Raw genomic sequence first — 15574 nt, 5'->3', positions numbered from 1 at the left:
GATCATCGTCGGTGGGGCCGGGGTACCGCAGGGCCACTCCCCACGTCGGGTCACACCGCCAGCCGGTAGCCGCGCTTGACCACGGTCTCCACGACCGGGGCGCCGAGCGCGGCCCGCAGCCGGGTCACCGCCATCTCGACGGCGTGCGCGTCCGAGCCGCCGGACACCGTCGCCAGCAGGTCCGGCCGGGACACCACCGCGCCCGGGCGGCGGGCCAGGGACCGCAGCACGGTCATCGGCGCCGGCGCGAGCTCGACCAGCCGGCCGTCCAGGACCACGGCGTGCCCCCGCACCTGCAGGGTGTGCCCGCCGACCACGAGGACCGGGTCCCGCTCGGGCAGTCGGGCCACCACCTCGCGGGCCAGGTCGCCCAACCGGGCCCGCTCCGGCGCGACGGTGGCGATCCCGGCGGCCTCCAGCGGACCGGCGGTGACCACCCCGACGGCGACGGCCAGCACGCCGTCGGCGAAGGCGGCCAGCACCCCGGCCAGCACGCCCTCCTGCTCGGCGACCTGCAGCATCGAGGCGGCGGCCGGGGCCGAGGTGAAGGTGACCGCGTCGACGGCGCGGGCGGCCACGGTGTGCACCAGCCGGCGCAGCGGCGCGGTGTCCTCGGGCAGCACCCAGCGGTAGACCGGCACCGGCAGCACCTCGGCGCCATCGGCGCGCAGCGCGGCCACCAGCTCCCGCAGCGGGTCCCCGTGCAGCTGGACGGCGATCCGGCGTCCGGCCAGCGGGCCCTCGGCGCCGGACAGCAGGTGCTCGAGCACCTCGTCGGAGCTCTCCGACGCCGGCGACCAGGCGTCCACCAGCCCACCGCTGCGGATCGCCCCTCGGGCCTTGGGTCCGCGGGCCAGCACCCGGGCCGACGACAGGTGCGCGACCAGGGGCAGGTCCCAGGCGTCGGCGGCCTCCAGCCACCCCCGGAAGCCGACGCCGGTGGTGGCCACGACCAGGTCCACCGGTGCCCGCAGCACCTCGGCGGTCGCCGCGCCCAGCTCGGCGTCGTCCTCCAGCGGCACCAGCCGGATCGCGGGGGCGGCCACGACCCGGGCGCCACGGCGCTCCAGCAGCGCGACCAGCTCCTCGGCGCGCCGGGCGGCGGTGACCGCGACCGTGTAGCCGGCCAGCGGCAGCAGGTCCGGTCCCGGGCTGGTCTCCGTGCTCGCGCTCACCGGGCCATCGTGTCGCGCCCGTGTTCCGCCGGTGTGTCCGGGAGCGAGGCGACGTGCTCGGCCACCGCACCGGCCGTCGTCAGCCACACGTCGTCCCGGGGCGTCGCCACGTGCGCCAGCGCGGACCGCAGCGGTCGCAGGCGGTGCGGGACGCCGACGACGTAGGGGTGCAGCGCGATGCCCATGACCAGCGGCGCGGTCCGGGCCTGCTCGCGCATCTCGTCGAAGGTGGCCACCACCATGTCGGCGAACTCTTGGCCGGAGACCTGTCGGGACACCACCGCGGGGATGTCGTTGAGCTCCTGCGGGTAGGGCACCGACAGGATCGCGCCGCCGTCCCGGGTGGCCAGCCAGGTCGGCTGGTCGTCGTGCGCCCAGTCCAGCAGGTAGGTGTAGCCGGCCTCGGCCAGCAGGTCCGGGGTCAGGTGGCTCTCGGAGATCCACGGCCCGAGCCAGCCGGCCGGCCGTCGTCCGCCCCGCTCGACCAGCACCCGAGTGGCCTCCGCGACCAGTGCCTGCTCGTCGTCCTCGGCCAGGTCGGCCTGCCGCTCGGCGTTGGTCCGGCCGTGCCCGACCAGCTCGTCGCCGCGGGCCAGGAACGCCTCGACCAGGCCGGGGCAGTCGGCGAACACCCGGCTGTTGGCGATCACCGAGGTGGGCAGGCCCAGGGCGTCGAAGGTCTCCAGCAACCGCCAGGCGCCGACCCGGTTGCCCCAGTCCCGCCAGGCGTAGTTCAGGACGTCGGGGTCCCCGCCGCCGGGTGCCAGCTGGGCGCCGCGGCCGGTCCCGAAGTCGAAGACCTCCAGGTTCAGCCCGACGTAGACCGCCAGCCGCCGGCCGTCGGGCCAGTCGTAGACGGGTCGGTCGGGGAGCGCGCGGTAGGGGTACCGGCCGTGCCGGGCGGGGGAGTCCACCCGCTCACCGTGCCCCGCTGCGGGGGCAGGGACACCAGGGGCAGGTGGGACGACGAGGTACCGGTGGTGGCCGAGGGTGCCGATGGGTGAGCTACCTCACCCCTCTGGGACCCCAGGACCGGCCATGTCGCTACCGCTCCCCCTCGCACCCTCCTGCACTCCGGCCCCGGACCTGGTCCTGGCCGCCGCGCTCCAGCTGCTCGCCGAGCGGGGGTGGCACGGGCTCGCGCTGGACCACGTGGCCGCCCGCGCCGGGCTGGCCCCGACCCGCCTGCGCGCGACCTGGCCGTCGCTGTCCGCCCTGGTCGGCGCCGCCGTGGCCACCGTGCCCGTCGTGGTGGACCGTGGGGACACCGGCTCGGCGGCCGGGGACCTCGCGCTCGCCCTCGAGCACTGGTCGCGCCCGCTGGGCCGCAGCGAGCTGGCCGTGGCCGCCGTCGCCGAGGCCGCGGGGCGCGACCCGCTGCTGCGCGCCGGGGTGGAGACCGCGGTGACCGACGCCGTCCACGAGGTCATGTGCGCGGTGGCCTCCCGCGCCCGCCGCCGGGGCGAGCCCATCGGGGCCGCCCGGCAGCAGTGGATCACCGCCGTGCTCGGCGGCGCGGTCTGGGAGCGGATCACCGGCCGCGGCCGACCCGTCCCGACCGCCCGGCGGGCCGAGCTCGTCGAGTCGATCCTGGCCTGCGCCTGACCATCGGTCAGGCGAGCGCGAACGACCCCGGCGGCGGAGGCGTCACCGGGGCGCCGTCCACCCGGACGTCGGCCCGGGCGCGGGTGTCCTCGCGGGCGAACACGACCGCCTCGGCGCGGGCCCAGTCCGGCTGGAACGCCGTCATGGCCGCCCCGCCCCGGGCCGCCCAGCGCTCCGCGCACACCTCGGGCGGCGCCTGCACCCACACCCGGAGCGAGACCACGTCGTCCACCGCCCGGGCCGCGGCACCGCAGCCCTCCACGACCAGCACGCCGGCCACCGGCACCGTCGTGGGCACCGCGAACTCCCCGGCCGCCCAGTCGTAGGCCAGGAAGCGGGCCTCGCGGCCGGCGGCGAGGGGCCCGAGCACCTGGTCGCGCAGCCGGTCGACCACGCCGTCCAGCGTCCAGCCGGCGTAGAGGTCGTCCAGGTGGACCACCGGGGCGTCGTCCAGCTCGGCGGCCAGCCGGTCGGCGAAGGTGGTCTTGCCCGACCCGGCCGGTCCGTCGACGACCACCAGCCGGGTGCCGCCGAGCCGGGCCGGGGACGCCCGCACCCGGTCGGCCAGCTCGGCGAAGCGCACGCCGGTCAGGCCGCGGTGAAGCGGGGCACCGGCCCGGCGGTGCCGACGACGGCCCCGCGCGAGGCCAGCAGCCGCAGGTGCGCGTCGGTCTCGGTGACCGCGAAGACCCGCATGCTGCGCTCGTAGGACGACCAGGGCCGCGACCAGGTCAGCTCGCCGGCCAGGTCCCACGGGGTGCTGCCCGGGTGGTCCCGGACGGCGGCCAGCAGCTCGGCGAGGCGGCCCTCGTGGTGCTCGCGCAGCGCCGCGGTGCGCGCGGCCAGCCCGGTGAACCGCCACTCGTGGGCCGGCAGCACCTCGGTGGGCTCGGGGCGCTCGCCGACGGCGGCCAGCGAGCCCAGGTAGTCGCGCAGCGGGTCGGGCACGCCGCCGGGGTTGGTCGAGATGTTGGGGCTGATCCGCGGCAGCACGTGGTCGCCGGACAGGAACACCCCGGTGCGCTCCTCGGCGAAGCACAGGTGCCCGGCGGTGTGCCCGGGGGTGTGCACCGCGCGCAGCGACCAGCCGGGGAAGTCCGCGACGTCGCCGTCGAGCAGGTCCCGGTCCGGGGTGGCCATCCGGTGGAACGCCTCCCAGCGGTCGGGGTCGCCGGTGTCGGAGACGGCGGTGTCCCGGTCGGCGCCCAGGCCGACGAGGAAGTCCACCTGGGCGGCGACGGCGGCGCCGCCGTCCCGGCCGGACATCGCCCGCACCGCGTCGCCGTCGGCCGGGTGCATGGCCACCCACGCGCCGCTGGCCTCGCGGACCCGGCCGGCCAGGCCGAGGTGGTCGAAGTGCAGGTGGGTGACCAGCACGCCGCGGACGTCGGTGATCCCCGCGCCGATCGAGGTCAGCCCGTCGGTCAGCGCGGTCCAGCCGGCCTCGTGCTCCCAGCCGCAGTCGACCAGCCCGAGGCCGCCGCCGTCGAGGGCGAAGGCGTACACCGACACGTAGCGCAGCGGGTTGTGCGGGATGGGCACCGGGACCGACCACAGCCCCGGGCGCACCTGCTCCACCGGGGGCAGCTCGCGGGCCTGCCAGGCCGCGTGCTGGGCGGCACCCGTGATCTGGCTGGCCGTGGTCTCGCTGCCCGTGGTCTCGCTGCTGGTCACCCCCGGCACTCTGCCAGTGGGACACTCGGGCGGTGACCTCGACCGCGATCACGACCGTGTCCGCCACGCCCCGCCGCCAGCGCATCATGTGCGGCCTCATGGCGGCCGTGATCTTCGGCGTGATGCTGGTCGTGTCGATCCTGCTGAAGTCCTCCACCACCGGCGTCGTGGCGTTCCGGACCTCCGACCAGCTGGCCACCAGCGGCCTGGGCCTGGCGATGGCCGCGGCCACCCTGTACCTGTCCCGGGCCCGGGTGGACGCCGACGCCGAGGGCGTGACGGTGCGCAACATCGTGGGCACCCACCGCCTGCCGTGGGCGCACGTCCGCGCCGTCCGGTTCGACCAGAACTCGCCGTGGGCCTCGCTGCTGCTGGTCGACGACGACGAGCTCTCCGTGCTGGCCGTGCAGGCCGCCGACGGCGAGCGGGCGGTGCGCGCGGTGGAGGGGATGCGCACCCTGCTGGCCGCGAGCCGTGCCGACGGGGTAGTCTGAGCGATGTCTCACCCCGCTACATGAGGCGCACCACCACCGACTGCCCCGCCCCGGGCTGTCGGACCAAGAGGAGCCCGCTCCCACCTGGCGCCGTCACAGGCACCCAGGTCACCTGAAGTGCGGGGCCGGTCCGCCGGCTCCTGGCCCTCCCCGCTCACGCGGGTCGAGGGCCCTTCTTCGGGTCGGGACGCTGACTCCTCGTCGCAGAATGCAGAGGAGAGGCCATCACCGAGCCACGCATCAACGACCGCATCCGCGTCCCCGAGGTCCGCCTCGTGGGACCCGAGGGCGAGCAGGTCGGCATCGTCTCGATCGGCGAGGCGCTGCGCCTGGCGCAGGACTCCGAGCTCGACCTGGTCGAGGTCGCTCCCATGGCGCGCCCGCCCGTCGTGAAGCTCATGGACTACGGGAAGTTCAAGTACGAGGCCGCGCAGAAGGAGCGCGAGGCCCGTCGCAACCAGACGCAGACCGTCATCAAGGAGATGCGTCTGCGGCTGAAGATCGACCCGCACGACTACGAGACCAAGAAGGGCCACGTCGTCCGCTTCCTCAAGGGCGGCGACAAGGTCAAGATCACGGTGATGTTCCGCGGTCGCGAGCAGTCCCGCCCCGAGATGGGCTACCGGCTGCTGCAGCGCCTGGCGGGCGACGTCACCGACCTCGGCATCGTGGAGTCCAACCCCAAGCAGGACGGCCGCAACATGGTCATGGTCATCGCGCCGCACCGGAACCAGGCGGCGCAGCAGGCCCAGATCGTGGAGCGGAAGAAGGCCAAGGCGGCCGAGAACGCCGGCGAGGAGTCCGCACCCGCGGTCGACGCCCCGTACGAGAAGCCGCTGGCCCCGCAGGCACCGCCCAAGCCCGCACCCCCCGGGCCTGAAGAGGCCGACCAGGCCTGAGCCGGCCCGACCCAGACCGCACGAGTGAGGACCAGGACATGCCGAAGAACAAGACCCACCAGGGCACGGCCAAGCGCATCCGCGTGACCGGCACCGGGAAGCTCGTCCGCGAGCACACGAACAACCAGCACAAGTTCGAGGTGAAGTCCTCCTCGCGCAAGCGTCGCGTGAAGGGCACCGAGGTGCTGTCCCCGGCCGACGCCCCCCGGATGAAGAAGCTGCTCGGTCTCTGACCGGCGCCCCTCTCTCCCCCTAGACAGACAGGAGCTCTCACGTGGCACGCGTGAAGCGGGCGGTCAACGCCCAGAAGAAGCGCCGGACGACCCTCGAGGCCGCCAGCGGCTACCGGGGTCAGCGGTCCCGGCTGTACCGCAAGGCCAAGGAGCAGCTGCTCCACTCGGCGACCTACGCCTACCGCGACCGCAAGGTCCGCAAGGGTGACTTCCGCAAGCTGTGGATCACCCGGATCAACGCCGCGGCGCGGCAGAACGACATGACGTACAACCGCTTCATGCAGGGCCTGAAGCTGGCCGGGATCGAGCTGGACCGCAAGGTGCTGGCCGAGCTCGCCGTCAACGAGCCCGCGGCCTTCGCCGCGCTCGTGGAGACCGCGCGCGCCGCGGTCGCCGCCGCCCCGAACCAGACCGGCGTCGCAGCCGCCTGAGGAAGGACCCCCTGCCCCCCACCACGAGCAAGCTCGCGGCGGGTCCCTGCAGGGGGCCGTTCCAGCACCTCACCACGACGCCGCCGGCGCCGGGCACCTGCCCGGTACCGGCGGCGTCGTCGTCTGCCCGTCGGAAGGAAGCCGTTGACCGAGCCGCTGACCGCGCGGAACTCCCGGGTCGCCGCCGCCCGCAAGCTCACCCGCCGGGCCGGCCGGGACGCCGCGGGCCTGTTCCTCGCCGAGGGCCGGCAGGCGGTGGTCGAGGCGCTGGAGGCCGGGGCGGCCGTCGAGGTGTTCGCCACCGTGGCCGCCGCCGCCCAGCACGAGGCGCTGCTCGCGGCCGCCGGGGTCCCCGTGCGGCTGGTCACCGTCGAGGCCGCGGCCGGGTTGAGCGAGACCGCCACCCCGCAGGGCCTGGTCGCCGTGTGCCCGCTGCGCGACGTCCCGGCGTCCTCGCTGGTGACCGCCCCGCCGCAGCTGGCGGTCGCCCTGGCCGAGCTCAACGACCCCGGCAACGCCGGCACCGTGCTGCGGACCGCCGATGCGTGCGGCGCCGGCACCGTGGTCTTCGGCGCGGGGTCGGCGGACCCGTTCCAGGGCAAGGCGGTCCGCTCCAGCGCCGGCAGCCTGTTCCACCTCGACGTCGTCCGCAGCGCCCCGCTCGTGCCGCTGGTCGCCGACGTCCGGGCCGCCGGCGTCACCGTGCTGGCCGCGGCCGGCGACGGCGAGGTCGGCCTGGACCGGGCCGGGGACGACGGCCTGCTCGCCGGTCCGGTGCTGTGGCTGTTCGGCAACGAGGCCCGCGGGCTGGACGACGAGCTGGCCGGCCTCGCCGACCACCGGGTGCGGGTGCCCATGCGCGGCCGCGCGGAGTCGCTCAACCTCGCCGTCGCCGCCGGCATCTGCCTCTACGCCACCCAGCTCGCCCAGGGCTGATCCCACGTCGACAGATGTGCAGTCGTCGATGCGAAGACCTCGCAGTTGGGGTCGGGCTTGCCCCTGGTCCGAGGAGCTGCGAGTGCTGCGCGTGCACGACCTGTCCGTCGCCCTGCCCGGACGGCGGCTGGTGGACGGCGTCGGCTCCGACCTGGCCGTCGGCGAGCGGGTCGGCGTCGTCGGCTCCTCCGGCGCCGGGAAGTCGCAGCTGGTCGCCGCCCTGCTCGGGCTCACCCCGCCCGGCCTGCGGGTCACCCGGCATCGTGCGCATCGCCGACACCGAGGTCGTCGGCGCCGGCCCCGCGACCTGGCGTCCGCTGCGCTGGGCCGCGACGTGCTCGCCCGGTTCGGCCACGGCGCGTTGGTCTCGGCCGGGCTGTCGTTCCTCGGCCTGGGCGCCGGCGCGGAGTCACCGGAGTGGGGCCGGGCGCTGGCCGAGACGACCGGCTACCTGGAGCGGGCGCCCTGGGTGGTCGCCGCCCCGGCGCTGGGCCTGGTCCTGCTCGGCGTCGTCGCCGCGCTGGCCGACCCGGCACCGGAGCGGTGACCCGGCTCAGCCGACCCGGGTCCGCAGCGCGCGGCCCAGCACGAGCACCAGGACCCCGGCCACCACCACGGTCAGCAGGCCCACCCGCAGGCCCACGCCGTCGGCGATCAGCCCGATCAGCGGCGGGGACACCAGGAAGCCGATCCGCAGCAGCAGGGTGACCACGGTCAGCCCGACCCCGGCGCCCAGCCCGGGCAGCTCGTCGGCCGCCGCGTAGACCGCCGGCACCAGGGTGGCCACGCCCAGCCCGGCCCGCGCGTACCCGACCAGCGTCGTCGGCACGGTGGGCGCGGCCAGCATCAGCGCGAACCCGGCCGCGATGACCGCGCCGCCCACCCGGGCCACCCGGCGCTGGCCGAACCGGTCGACCACCCGGTCCCCGGTCAGCCGGCCGGCGGTCATCGCCACCTGGAAGGCCACGAAGCCCAGCCCGGCGGTGACCACGGTCGCGCCCAGGTCGTCGCGCAGCCAGATCGCGCTCCACGACGCCGCGGAGTCCTCGATGAAGGCCCCCATCGCGGCGAGCACGCCCAGCACCGCCAGGGCGCCGACCGCCGCCCGCCGGTGGCTGCGGGCGCCGTCCGCCGGGGCCGGCGCCGTCGTGGCGTCGTCCTCGGGGGTGTCCCGGCCGGGCAGCATCCAGGCCCGGACGGCGAGGGCGACCACGCCGAACACCGCGGCCGTCACCCACAGGTGCACCTCCAGGGACACCCCCAGCCCGGCGACCGCCGAGCCCAGGAGCCCGCCGGCCACCGCGCCCAGGCTCCACAGCCCGTGCAGCGCGTTGAGGATCGACCGGCCGTAGCCGCGCTGGACGCGCAGGCCGTGGGCGTTCTGGGCGACGTCGACGATGGTGTCCAACGCGCCGACCAGCAGCAGCGCGCCGGCCAGCACCGCCCAGTTGGGGGCCGAGGCGGCGATGGCCACGCCCACGCCGAGCCCGGTCAGCCCGAGCGAGGCGACCGGGCCGGAGCCCAGCCGGGCGATCAGCACCGCGGCGGCCGGGCCCATGACCAGGGCCCCCAGCGGGGCGGCGGCCAGCGCGGTGCCCAGCGCCGCGTTGGACAGGCCGAGCTCGTCGCGCAGCTCGGGGAGCCGGGGCACCAGGTTGGCGTAGAAGACGGCGTTGAGCGCGAAGCAGGTGGCCACGGCGACCCGCGCGCGGCGCAGCTGCCGGGTCGGCGGGGGAGCGGTGGCGGTCACGGGGCGACCTCCAGGACGCGGGCGAGCACGGTGCGGGTCTCCTCGCGGGTGGGTGGGGAGGTGGTGAGGATGGCGTGCATGGTCAGGCCCTCCATGACGCCGTCCAGGGCGCGGGCGAGGTCGGGCTCCAGCACGCGCTGCAGGGTGTCCCGGCTGCTCTGCATCCAGGCCTCGGTGATCTCGCGCAGCGCGGGGTCGCGCATGGCGGCCAGGTAGAGCTCGTAGGCGATCGCCCACTGCCGGGACGTCGCCAGGTGACCGCCCAGCACGAAGTCCGTGGCGGCGTCCAGCATCGAGGCCCGGTCGGTGACGCCGGCGAAGTGCGCGGCGAACACCTCGGCCATGCCGTGCGCGTGCCGGGTGAAGGCCTCGCGGACCAGCCCGTCCAGACCGGTGAAGTGGTAGCTCACCGAGCCCAGCGGGACGTCGGCCGCGGTGGCGATCCGCCGCGCGGTCAGCCCGGCGAGGCCGTGCTCGGCGATCACGTCGATGGTGACGTCGACCAGCCGGTCCCGGCGGTCCGGGTCGTGCCGGCGGGCCGCCGTCGTCCGGGCAGTCGTCACGGGGTGATGTCCCGGACCACCCGGGCCGGGTTGCCGACGACCACCACCCCCGGCGGCACGTCGCGGGTGACCACCGAGCCCGCGCCGACGACGCTGTCCCGGCCGATGGTGACCCCGGGCAGCACGACGACGCCGCCGCCGAGCCAGACGTTGTCCTCCAGGGTGATCGGGGCCGACCCCTCCCAGCCCTCGCGCCGCGGGCCGGGCTCGACCGGGTGGGTGGCGGTCAGCAGCTGCACGCCCGGCCCGATCTGCACGGCGTCGCCGATGGTGATCGGGCCGACGTCCAGGGCGACCAGGCCCCAGTTCACGAAGGTGCCGGCGCCGACCGTGGTCCGGTAGCCGTAGTCGCAGTGGAAGGGCGCCCGGATGGTGCTGCCCTCGCCGAACGCCCCGAGCAGGTCGGTGAGCAGCGCCCGGCGGGCCTCGGCGTCGGCCGGGTCGAGGGCGTTGTAGCGGTGGGTGAGGGTCTGGGCGCGGAGGTTCTCCCGGCGCAGGTCGGGGTCGTCGGCGATGTAGGCGTCGCCGGCCAGCATGCGGTCGCGCATCGAGCGCTCGTCGGTCACGCCGGGACCCTAGCCCACGATGTGTACGTACGTACAGAACCTCGTCAGGCCTGGCGCTCGCGGGGTCTGCGGTTGGTCCACCGACGTCGTCGTGTGCTGGCCGCCGGCGTAGGGGGTCTCCACGACCTCGGCGGCGGGGGACGACGAGCACGCGGTCGCCAGCACGGCCACCAGCACGGTCAGGGCGGCGGCCGGCACTCCGGCGGGAGAGGTCACGCAGCGCAGTCTGACGAACACGTCGTCGGTCGTGGGGAGCAGCCTGGGAGACTCCTGAGCCGTGACACCCTCCGGCCGCTCCGACGGACGCTCCTCGCGGTGGACCGAGCACCGCCGGGTCCGCCGCGTCGAGTTCGTCACCGCCGCCGTGGAGTCGGTGCGCCGGACCGGTCCGGAGCTGGCCGTCGACGACGTGGCCCGCACCGCGGGGGTCAGCAAGACGGTGCTCTACCGGTACTTCACCGACAAGGACGAGCTGGTCGACGCCGTCCTGGAGCAGATCAGCACCGAGATCCTGCTGCCCCGCCTGCTGGGCGAGCTCGCCCTGGACCGGGCCACCGACCAGGAGCGGCTGCGCGCGGTGGTGGCCGCCTTCGTGGCGATCATCGAGGAGGAGCCGGCCCTCTACCGGTTCGCCTACGCGCAGGCCGGCCGGTCCGGCCGCGCCGACCTGGTGGCGCAGACCGAGCGCGAGGTCGCCGAGGCGCTGGCGTGGGTGATGGCCGAGCGGCTGGCGTCCCTGGGCCGCGGGCCCGAGGGCACGCACACCTGGGCCTACGGCGTGGTGGGCATGGTGCAGCTCGCCGCGCACTGGTGGTCCTCGGAGCGCAGCGTCACCTCGGCCGAGCTGGTGGACCAGCTGACCGCCCTCGCGTGGGGCGGCCTGTCGGCCCTGCTGCCCCCGGCCCCGGCCGACTGAGGGACGGCGGCTCGGGGGCGCCAGGCACAATGGCCTCCCGTGTCCGGCGCCAACGATCCATTCGACCCCAAGCAGGTCGCGGCCCTCTCCCCGGAGGCCCTCGACTCGGCGGTGCGCGAGGGCCTGGCCGCCTTCGCCGGCGCCGCCGACCTCGACCAGCTCGCCGCCGTCCGGCCCGCGCACCTGGGTGACCGGGGGCCGGTCCTGCTGGCCCGCCGCGAGCTCGGCGCGCTGCCCCCGGCCGCGCGCAAGGACGCCGGGCAGCGGGTCAACACCGCCCGCCTCGCGCTCACCGAGGCCTACGACGCGCGGCTGGCCGTGCTGTCCGCCGAGCGGGACGAGCGGGTGCTGGCCGAGGAGCGGGTCGACGTCACGCTGCCCGCCGACCGCGCGCCGGTCGGCGCCCGGCACCCGCTGACCACCATCCAGGACCGGATCGCCGACATCTTCGTCGGCATGGGCTACGAGGTCGCCGAGGGCCCGGAGCTGGAGAGCGAGTGGCTGAACTTCGACGCCCTCAACACCGGCCCCGACCACCCGGCCCGCTCCCTGGCCGACACCTTCTTCGTCGCCCCCGAGGGCTCGGGCCTGGTGCTGCGCACGCACACCTCGCCGGTGCAGGCCCGCACCATGCTCGAGCGCACCCCGCCGATCTACGTCGTCGCCCCGGGCCGGGTCTTCCGCACCGACGAGCTCGACGCCACCCACACCCCGGTCTTCCACCAGGTCGAGGGCCTGGCCATCGACCGCGGGCTGACCATGGCGCACCTGCGGGGCACGCTGGAGGCGCTGGCCAAGGCGTTGTTCGGGCCGGAGTCCGAGATCCGCTGGCGGCCGCACTTCTTCCCGTTCACCGAGCCGTCGGCGGAGTTCGACGTCTGGTTCCCCGAGCACCGCGACGGCCCGCAGTGGGTCGAGTGGGGCGGCTGCGGGATGGTCAACCCGCGGGTGCTGGTGGCCTGCGGGATCGACCCCGAGGAGTACGGCGGGTTCGCCTTCGGCATGGGCATCGAGCGGGCCCTGCAGTTCCGGCACGGGGTGTCGGACATGCACGACATCGTCGAGGGCGACGTCCGGTTCACACGAGCGTTCGGAGTCGAGCAGTGAAGGTCCCCGTCAGCTGGTTGTCCGAGCACGTCGACCTGCCCGCGGGCACCGGCGTCGCGGAGCTGGACACCGTCTTCGTGCGGCAGGGCCTCGAGGTCGAGGACGTGCTGCGCGCCCCGGCCACGACCGGCCCGCTGGTCGTCGGCCGGGTGCTGGAGATCGAGGAGCTCACCGGCTTCAAGAAGCCGATCCGCTACTGCCAGGTGGACGTCGGCAACGCGACCCCGCAGGGCATCGTCTGCGGCGCGCGCAACTTCGCCGTCGGCGACCTGGTGGTCGTGGCGCTGCCCGGGGCCGTGCTGCCCGGCGACTTCGCCATCGCCGCCCGCACCACCTACGACCACGTCTCCGACGGCATGATCTGCAGCTCCCGCGAGCTGGGCGTGGGCGAGGACCACGACGGCATCCTGGTGCTGGGCACCGACGGCATCGAGCCGGGCACCCCCGCGGCTGGCGTCGTCGGCCTGGACGACGTGGTCTTCGACCTCGAGGTCACCACCGACCGCGGCTACTGCATGGCCATCCGCGGCATCGCCCGCGAGGTGGCCGGCGCGCTCGGCGCACCCTGGCGCGACCCGGCCGCCGCCACCCCGCCGGCCTGGCCCGGCGAGCCGGCCTGGACCGTCGAGGTCGAGGACCCGCAGCGCTGCGACCGGTTCTCGATGGTCGCGGTCGAGGGCCTGGACCCGACAGCGCCCAGCCCGTGGTGGCTGCGCCGCCGGCTGTCGCGCTGCGGCATCCGCTCGATCTCGCTGGCCGTCGACGTGACCAACTACGTGATGCTCGAGCTCGGCCAGCCGATGCACGCCTTCGACCGCGACGCCCTGCGCGGACCGGTCGTCGTCCGCACCGCCCGCCCCGGCGAGCGGCTGACCACCCTGGACGGCGTCGACCGCGCGCTGGACGCCGACGACCTGCTGATCACCGACGAGTCCGGCCCGATCGGCCTGGCCGGCGTGATGGGCGGGGCCAGCACCGAGATCTCCGGCTCGACCACCGCGGTGCTGCTGGAGGCCGCGCACTGGGAGCCCTCGGGCATCGGTCGCGGGGTGCGCCGGCACAAGCTGCCCAGCGAGGCCGCCAAGCGCTTCGAGCGCGGCACCGACCCCGACGTCACCGTGGTGGCCCTGGCCCGCGCCGCCGAGCTGCTGGCCACGTACGGCGGTGCCCGCGTCGTGGGCGGGGTGGTCGACGTGGACACCCGCGGCCCCCGGCCGGAGATCGCCCTGCGTGCCGACCGGCCGCAGGCCGTGGCCGGCATCCCGATCGGTGCGGACACCGTGATCGACGCGCTGCGCATCGTGGGTTGCTCCGTCGCCCCCGAGGGCGCGGTGCTCACGGTCACCCCGCCGTCCTGGCGCCCGGACCTGACCGACCCGGCCGACCTCGTCGAGGAGGTGGTGCGCGCGGTGGGCTACGACGAGATCCCGGGTGTGCTGCCCACCGTCCCGCCCGGCCGCGGGCTCACCGCCGACCAGCGGCGGCGCCGCTCGGTGGGCCGGGCGCTGGCCGACGCCGGGTACGTCGAGGCGCCGTCCTACCCGTTCGTCGGGGCGAGCGTGCTGGCCACCCTGGGGCTGCCCGCCGAGGGCCTGCACGCGCTGCGCAACCCGCTGTCGGACGAGGAGCCGCTGCTGCGCGGCTCGCTGCTGCCCGGCCTGCTGGCCACGCTGGCCCGCAACCTGGGCCGGGGCCAGCGCGACCTGGCGGTCTTCGAGCTCGGCGCGGTCTTCCTGCCCGGGGACGGCGCAGTCGCCCCGCTGCCCTCGGTCGACCGCCGGCCGGACGGCGAGACCCTCGCCGCGCTGCTGGGCGCCGTCCCGGACCAGCCGTGGCACGTCGGCGTGGCGCTCACCGGGCTGCGCGAGCCCCGCGGGCACTGGGGCCCGGGCCGGGCCGCCGACTGGGCCGACGCCGTGCAGGCCGCCCGCACCGTGGCCGGCGCCGCCGGGGTCGAGCTGACCGTGCGGGCCGGTGACCAGCTGCCCTGGCACCCGGGCCGCTGCGCCCAGCTGCTGGTCGGCGACACCGTCGTGGGCCACGCGGGCGAGCTGCACCCGCGGGTGTGCGCCGCGCTCGAGCTGCCGCCGCGGACCTGCGTGATGGAGCTCGACCTGGCCGCGCTGCCGGCGAAGGCCGTGGCCCAGGGTCCGCACATCTCGGCGTTCCCGCCGGTGCACTCGGACCTCGCGCTGTCGGTGCCGGCGGACGTGCCGGCCGCCGACGTGGAGGCCGCCCTGCGCTCGGGCGCCGGCGAGCTGCTGGAGGACCTCCGGCTGTTCGACGTGTACACCGGCGAGCAGGCCGGCGAGGGGCAGAGGTCGCTCGCCTACGCGCTCACCTTCCGGGCGACGGACCGCACGCTGACCCGGGCGGAGGTCGGCGAGGCCGTGGACGCCGCGCTGCGGGCGGCCGGTGCCGTCGGCGCCGTGCGCCGTGGCTGAGGGGCCGCTGGCCGGGCAGGTCGCGCTGGTCACCGGCGCCTCCACCGGGATCGGGCTGGCGGTGGCCCGCGGGCTCGCCGAGCGCGGTGCCCGGGTGGCCGGGCTGGCCCGCGGCGCCGACCGGTTGGCCGAGGCGCTCGCGGGGTTCGGCGGCCTCGCGGTGCCGGCCGACGTCACCGACCTGGCCGCGGTCTGGGCCGCGGTGCAGCGGGTCACCGACGAGCTGGGGCCGGTCGACCTCCTGGTCAACAACGCCGGGCTGATCGACGCGGCCGAGGTGCCGGTGTGGGAGGCCGACCCGCAGCAGTGGTGGTCGGTGGTGGAGAGCCAGCTGCGCGGGCCGTTCCATCTGGTGCAGGCCGTCGTCCCGGCGATGGTGGCCCGGGGGTCTGGGCGGGTGGTGGACCTGGCCAGCGGCATGTCCACCCGGGCGAACCCGGACTACAGCGCCTACTCCGTCGGCAAGGCCGGCCAGCTGCGGATCACCGAGTCCCTGGCCGCGGCCGGCGTGCTGGCCTTCGACGTCGCGCCGGGCGTGGTGGATACCCCGATGACCCGCTCCATGGCCATGTGGGAGGGCTTCACCGACTGGACGCCGGCCGACGCCGTCGTCGAGCTGGTGGCCGCGATCGCCGCGGGCCGGCTGGACGCCTGGTCGGGCCGGTTCGTGCGGGCCGGCAAGGACGCCGTGGACACCCTCGCCGCGACGACGCCCACCGGCACCCAGCGCCAGGTGCGGCTCACCCCCTACGGAGCGGGCGACCCGGTCGCCTGAGGCCCG

Annotated in this window: 19 protein-coding genes; 11 read left to right on the top strand and 8 right to left on the bottom strand. The window is 76.1% G+C overall.

Annotated elements, in window-relative coordinates:
* Positions 1-50 precede the first annotated feature (50 nt).
* Both LFA75_RS00310 and LFA75_RS00305 read right to left on the bottom strand, forming a co-directional pair.
* The gene (locus LFA75_RS00310) at positions 51-1175 is read right to left on the bottom strand and encodes a uroporphyrinogen-III synthase (protein ID WP_225231788.1); all 1125 of its coding nucleotides are present in this window, start codon (positions 1173-1175) and stop codon (positions 51-53) included.
* A complete protein-coding gene (locus LFA75_RS00305) occupies positions 1172-2089 on the bottom strand; it encodes a polysaccharide deacetylase family protein (RefSeq protein WP_225231787.1) in 918 nt (305 codons plus the stop codon). Before LFA75_RS00305 ends, LFA75_RS00310 begins: the two co-directional genes overlap by 4 nt.
* A gap of 124 nt (positions 2090-2213) precedes the next feature.
* Between LFA75_RS00305 and LFA75_RS00300 the strand changes: the two genes are divergently transcribed.
* Positions 2214-2780 (top strand): TetR/AcrR family transcriptional regulator C-terminal ligand-binding domain-containing protein, encoded by a 567-nt coding sequence (locus LFA75_RS00300; protein WP_225231786.1) that lies wholly within the window; start codon positions 2214-2216, stop codon positions 2778-2780.
* A 7-nt stretch (positions 2781-2787) separates the two neighbouring features.
* Here the strand turns inward: LFA75_RS00300 and LFA75_RS00295 are convergent, their stop codons facing one another.
* Positions 2788-3363 (bottom strand): uridine kinase family protein, encoded by a 576-nt coding sequence (locus LFA75_RS00295; protein ID WP_225231785.1) that lies wholly within the window; start codon positions 3361-3363, stop codon positions 2788-2790.
* Positions 3364-3368: 5 nt separating this feature from the next.
* Complete coding sequence (locus LFA75_RS00290) at positions 3369-4454, bottom strand: MBL fold metallo-hydrolase (RefSeq protein ID WP_225231784.1); 1086 nt, start codon at positions 4452-4454, stop codon at positions 3369-3371.
* A 32-nt stretch (positions 4455-4486) separates the two neighbouring features.
* Between LFA75_RS00290 and LFA75_RS00285 the strand changes: the two genes are divergently transcribed.
* The 6 genes from LFA75_RS00285 (at position 4487) to LFA75_RS00260 (ending at position 7994) form a co-directional block, all read left to right on the top strand.
* Positions 4487-4948 carry a PH domain-containing protein gene (locus LFA75_RS00285; protein ID WP_225231783.1) on the top strand — a complete coding sequence of 154 codons (462 nt, stop codon included), beginning with the start codon at positions 4487-4489 and terminating at the stop codon, positions 4946-4948.
* Positions 4949-5172: 224 nt separating this feature from the next.
* On the top strand, positions 5173-5847 hold the full coding sequence (gene infC, locus LFA75_RS00280; RefSeq protein ID WP_225235980.1) for a translation initiation factor IF-3: 675 nt from the start codon (positions 5173-5175) through the stop codon (positions 5845-5847).
* 38 nt (positions 5848-5885) lie between these two features.
* Positions 5886-6080 carry a 50S ribosomal protein L35 gene (gene rpmI, locus LFA75_RS00275; protein WP_225231782.1) on the top strand — a complete coding sequence of 65 codons (195 nt, stop codon included), beginning with the start codon at positions 5886-5888 and terminating at the stop codon, positions 6078-6080.
* 41 nt (positions 6081-6121) lie between these two features.
* Positions 6122-6511, top strand: a complete 390-nt coding sequence (gene rplT / locus LFA75_RS00270) for a 50S ribosomal protein L20 (protein WP_055757838.1) — start codon at positions 6122-6124, stop codon at positions 6509-6511.
* Between the two features lie 144 nt (positions 6512-6655).
* Positions 6656-7447, top strand: coding sequence for a TrmH family RNA methyltransferase (locus tag LFA75_RS00265; protein ID WP_225231781.1), 792 nt, complete (start codon positions 6656-6658; stop codon positions 7445-7447).
* An 82-nt stretch (positions 7448-7529) separates the two neighbouring features.
* The gene (locus LFA75_RS00260; protein WP_225231780.1) at positions 7530-7994 is read left to right on the top strand and encodes an ATP-binding cassette domain-containing protein; all 465 of its coding nucleotides are present in this window, start codon (positions 7530-7532) and stop codon (positions 7992-7994) included.
* A 6-nt stretch (positions 7995-8000) separates the two neighbouring features.
* On the opposite strand, the gene LFA75_RS00255 is transcribed toward LFA75_RS00260, so the two are convergent.
* Genes LFA75_RS00255 through LFA75_RS00240 form a run of 4 tightly spaced genes read right to left on the bottom strand, consistent with a single transcriptional unit; the run spans position 8001 to position 10542 of the window.
* Positions 8001-9197, bottom strand: coding sequence for an MFS transporter (locus LFA75_RS00255; protein ID WP_225231779.1), 1197 nt, complete (start codon positions 9195-9197; stop codon positions 8001-8003).
* Entirely contained in the window at positions 9194-9760 is a 567-nt protein-coding gene (locus tag LFA75_RS00250) for a TetR/AcrR family transcriptional regulator (RefSeq protein WP_225231778.1), read from the bottom strand. The genes LFA75_RS00255 and LFA75_RS00250 overlap by 4 nt, the downstream gene beginning before the upstream one ends.
* Entirely contained in the window at positions 9757-10326 is a 570-nt protein-coding gene (locus LFA75_RS00245) for a sugar O-acetyltransferase (RefSeq protein WP_225231777.1), read from the bottom strand. The genes LFA75_RS00250 and LFA75_RS00245 overlap by 4 nt, the downstream gene beginning before the upstream one ends.
* A gap of 9 nt (positions 10327-10335) precedes the next feature.
* The gene (locus tag LFA75_RS00240; protein WP_225231776.1) at positions 10336-10542 is read right to left on the bottom strand and encodes a hypothetical protein; all 207 of its coding nucleotides are present in this window, start codon (positions 10540-10542) and stop codon (positions 10336-10338) included.
* A 61-nt stretch (positions 10543-10603) separates the two neighbouring features.
* Between LFA75_RS00240 and LFA75_RS00235 the strand changes: the two genes are divergently transcribed.
* From LFA75_RS00235 to LFA75_RS00220, 4 genes are read left to right on the top strand one after another with little or no spacing between them, the layout of a single operon-like run.
* Positions 10604-11242: a TetR family transcriptional regulator gene (locus tag LFA75_RS00235; RefSeq protein WP_225231775.1), complete on the top strand. Its 639-nt coding sequence runs from the start codon at positions 10604-10606 to the stop codon at positions 11240-11242.
* 39 nt (positions 11243-11281) lie between these two features.
* The gene (gene pheS, locus LFA75_RS00230; protein ID WP_225231774.1) at positions 11282-12349 is read left to right on the top strand and encodes a phenylalanine--tRNA ligase subunit alpha; all 1068 of its coding nucleotides are present in this window, start codon (positions 11282-11284) and stop codon (positions 12347-12349) included.
* Complete coding sequence (pheT, locus tag LFA75_RS00225; protein ID WP_225231773.1) at positions 12346-14793, top strand: phenylalanine--tRNA ligase subunit beta; 2448 nt, start codon at positions 12346-12348, stop codon at positions 14791-14793. The genes pheS and pheT overlap by 4 nt, the downstream gene beginning before the upstream one ends.
* Positions 14786-15568, top strand: a complete 783-nt coding sequence (locus LFA75_RS00220; protein WP_225231772.1) for an SDR family NAD(P)-dependent oxidoreductase — start codon at positions 14786-14788, stop codon at positions 15566-15568. Before pheT ends, LFA75_RS00220 begins: the two co-directional genes overlap by 8 nt.
* The last annotated feature ends 6 nt before the right edge of the window (positions 15569-15574 follow it).

It is taken from the genome of Klenkia terrae, assembly GCF_900491935.1.
GTDB lineage: Bacteria > Actinomycetota > Actinomycetes > Mycobacteriales > Geodermatophilaceae > Klenkia > Klenkia terrae.
The sequence above is the reverse complement of the archived record's forward strand: the minus strand, read 5'-3'. Positions and strand labels throughout refer to the sequence as shown.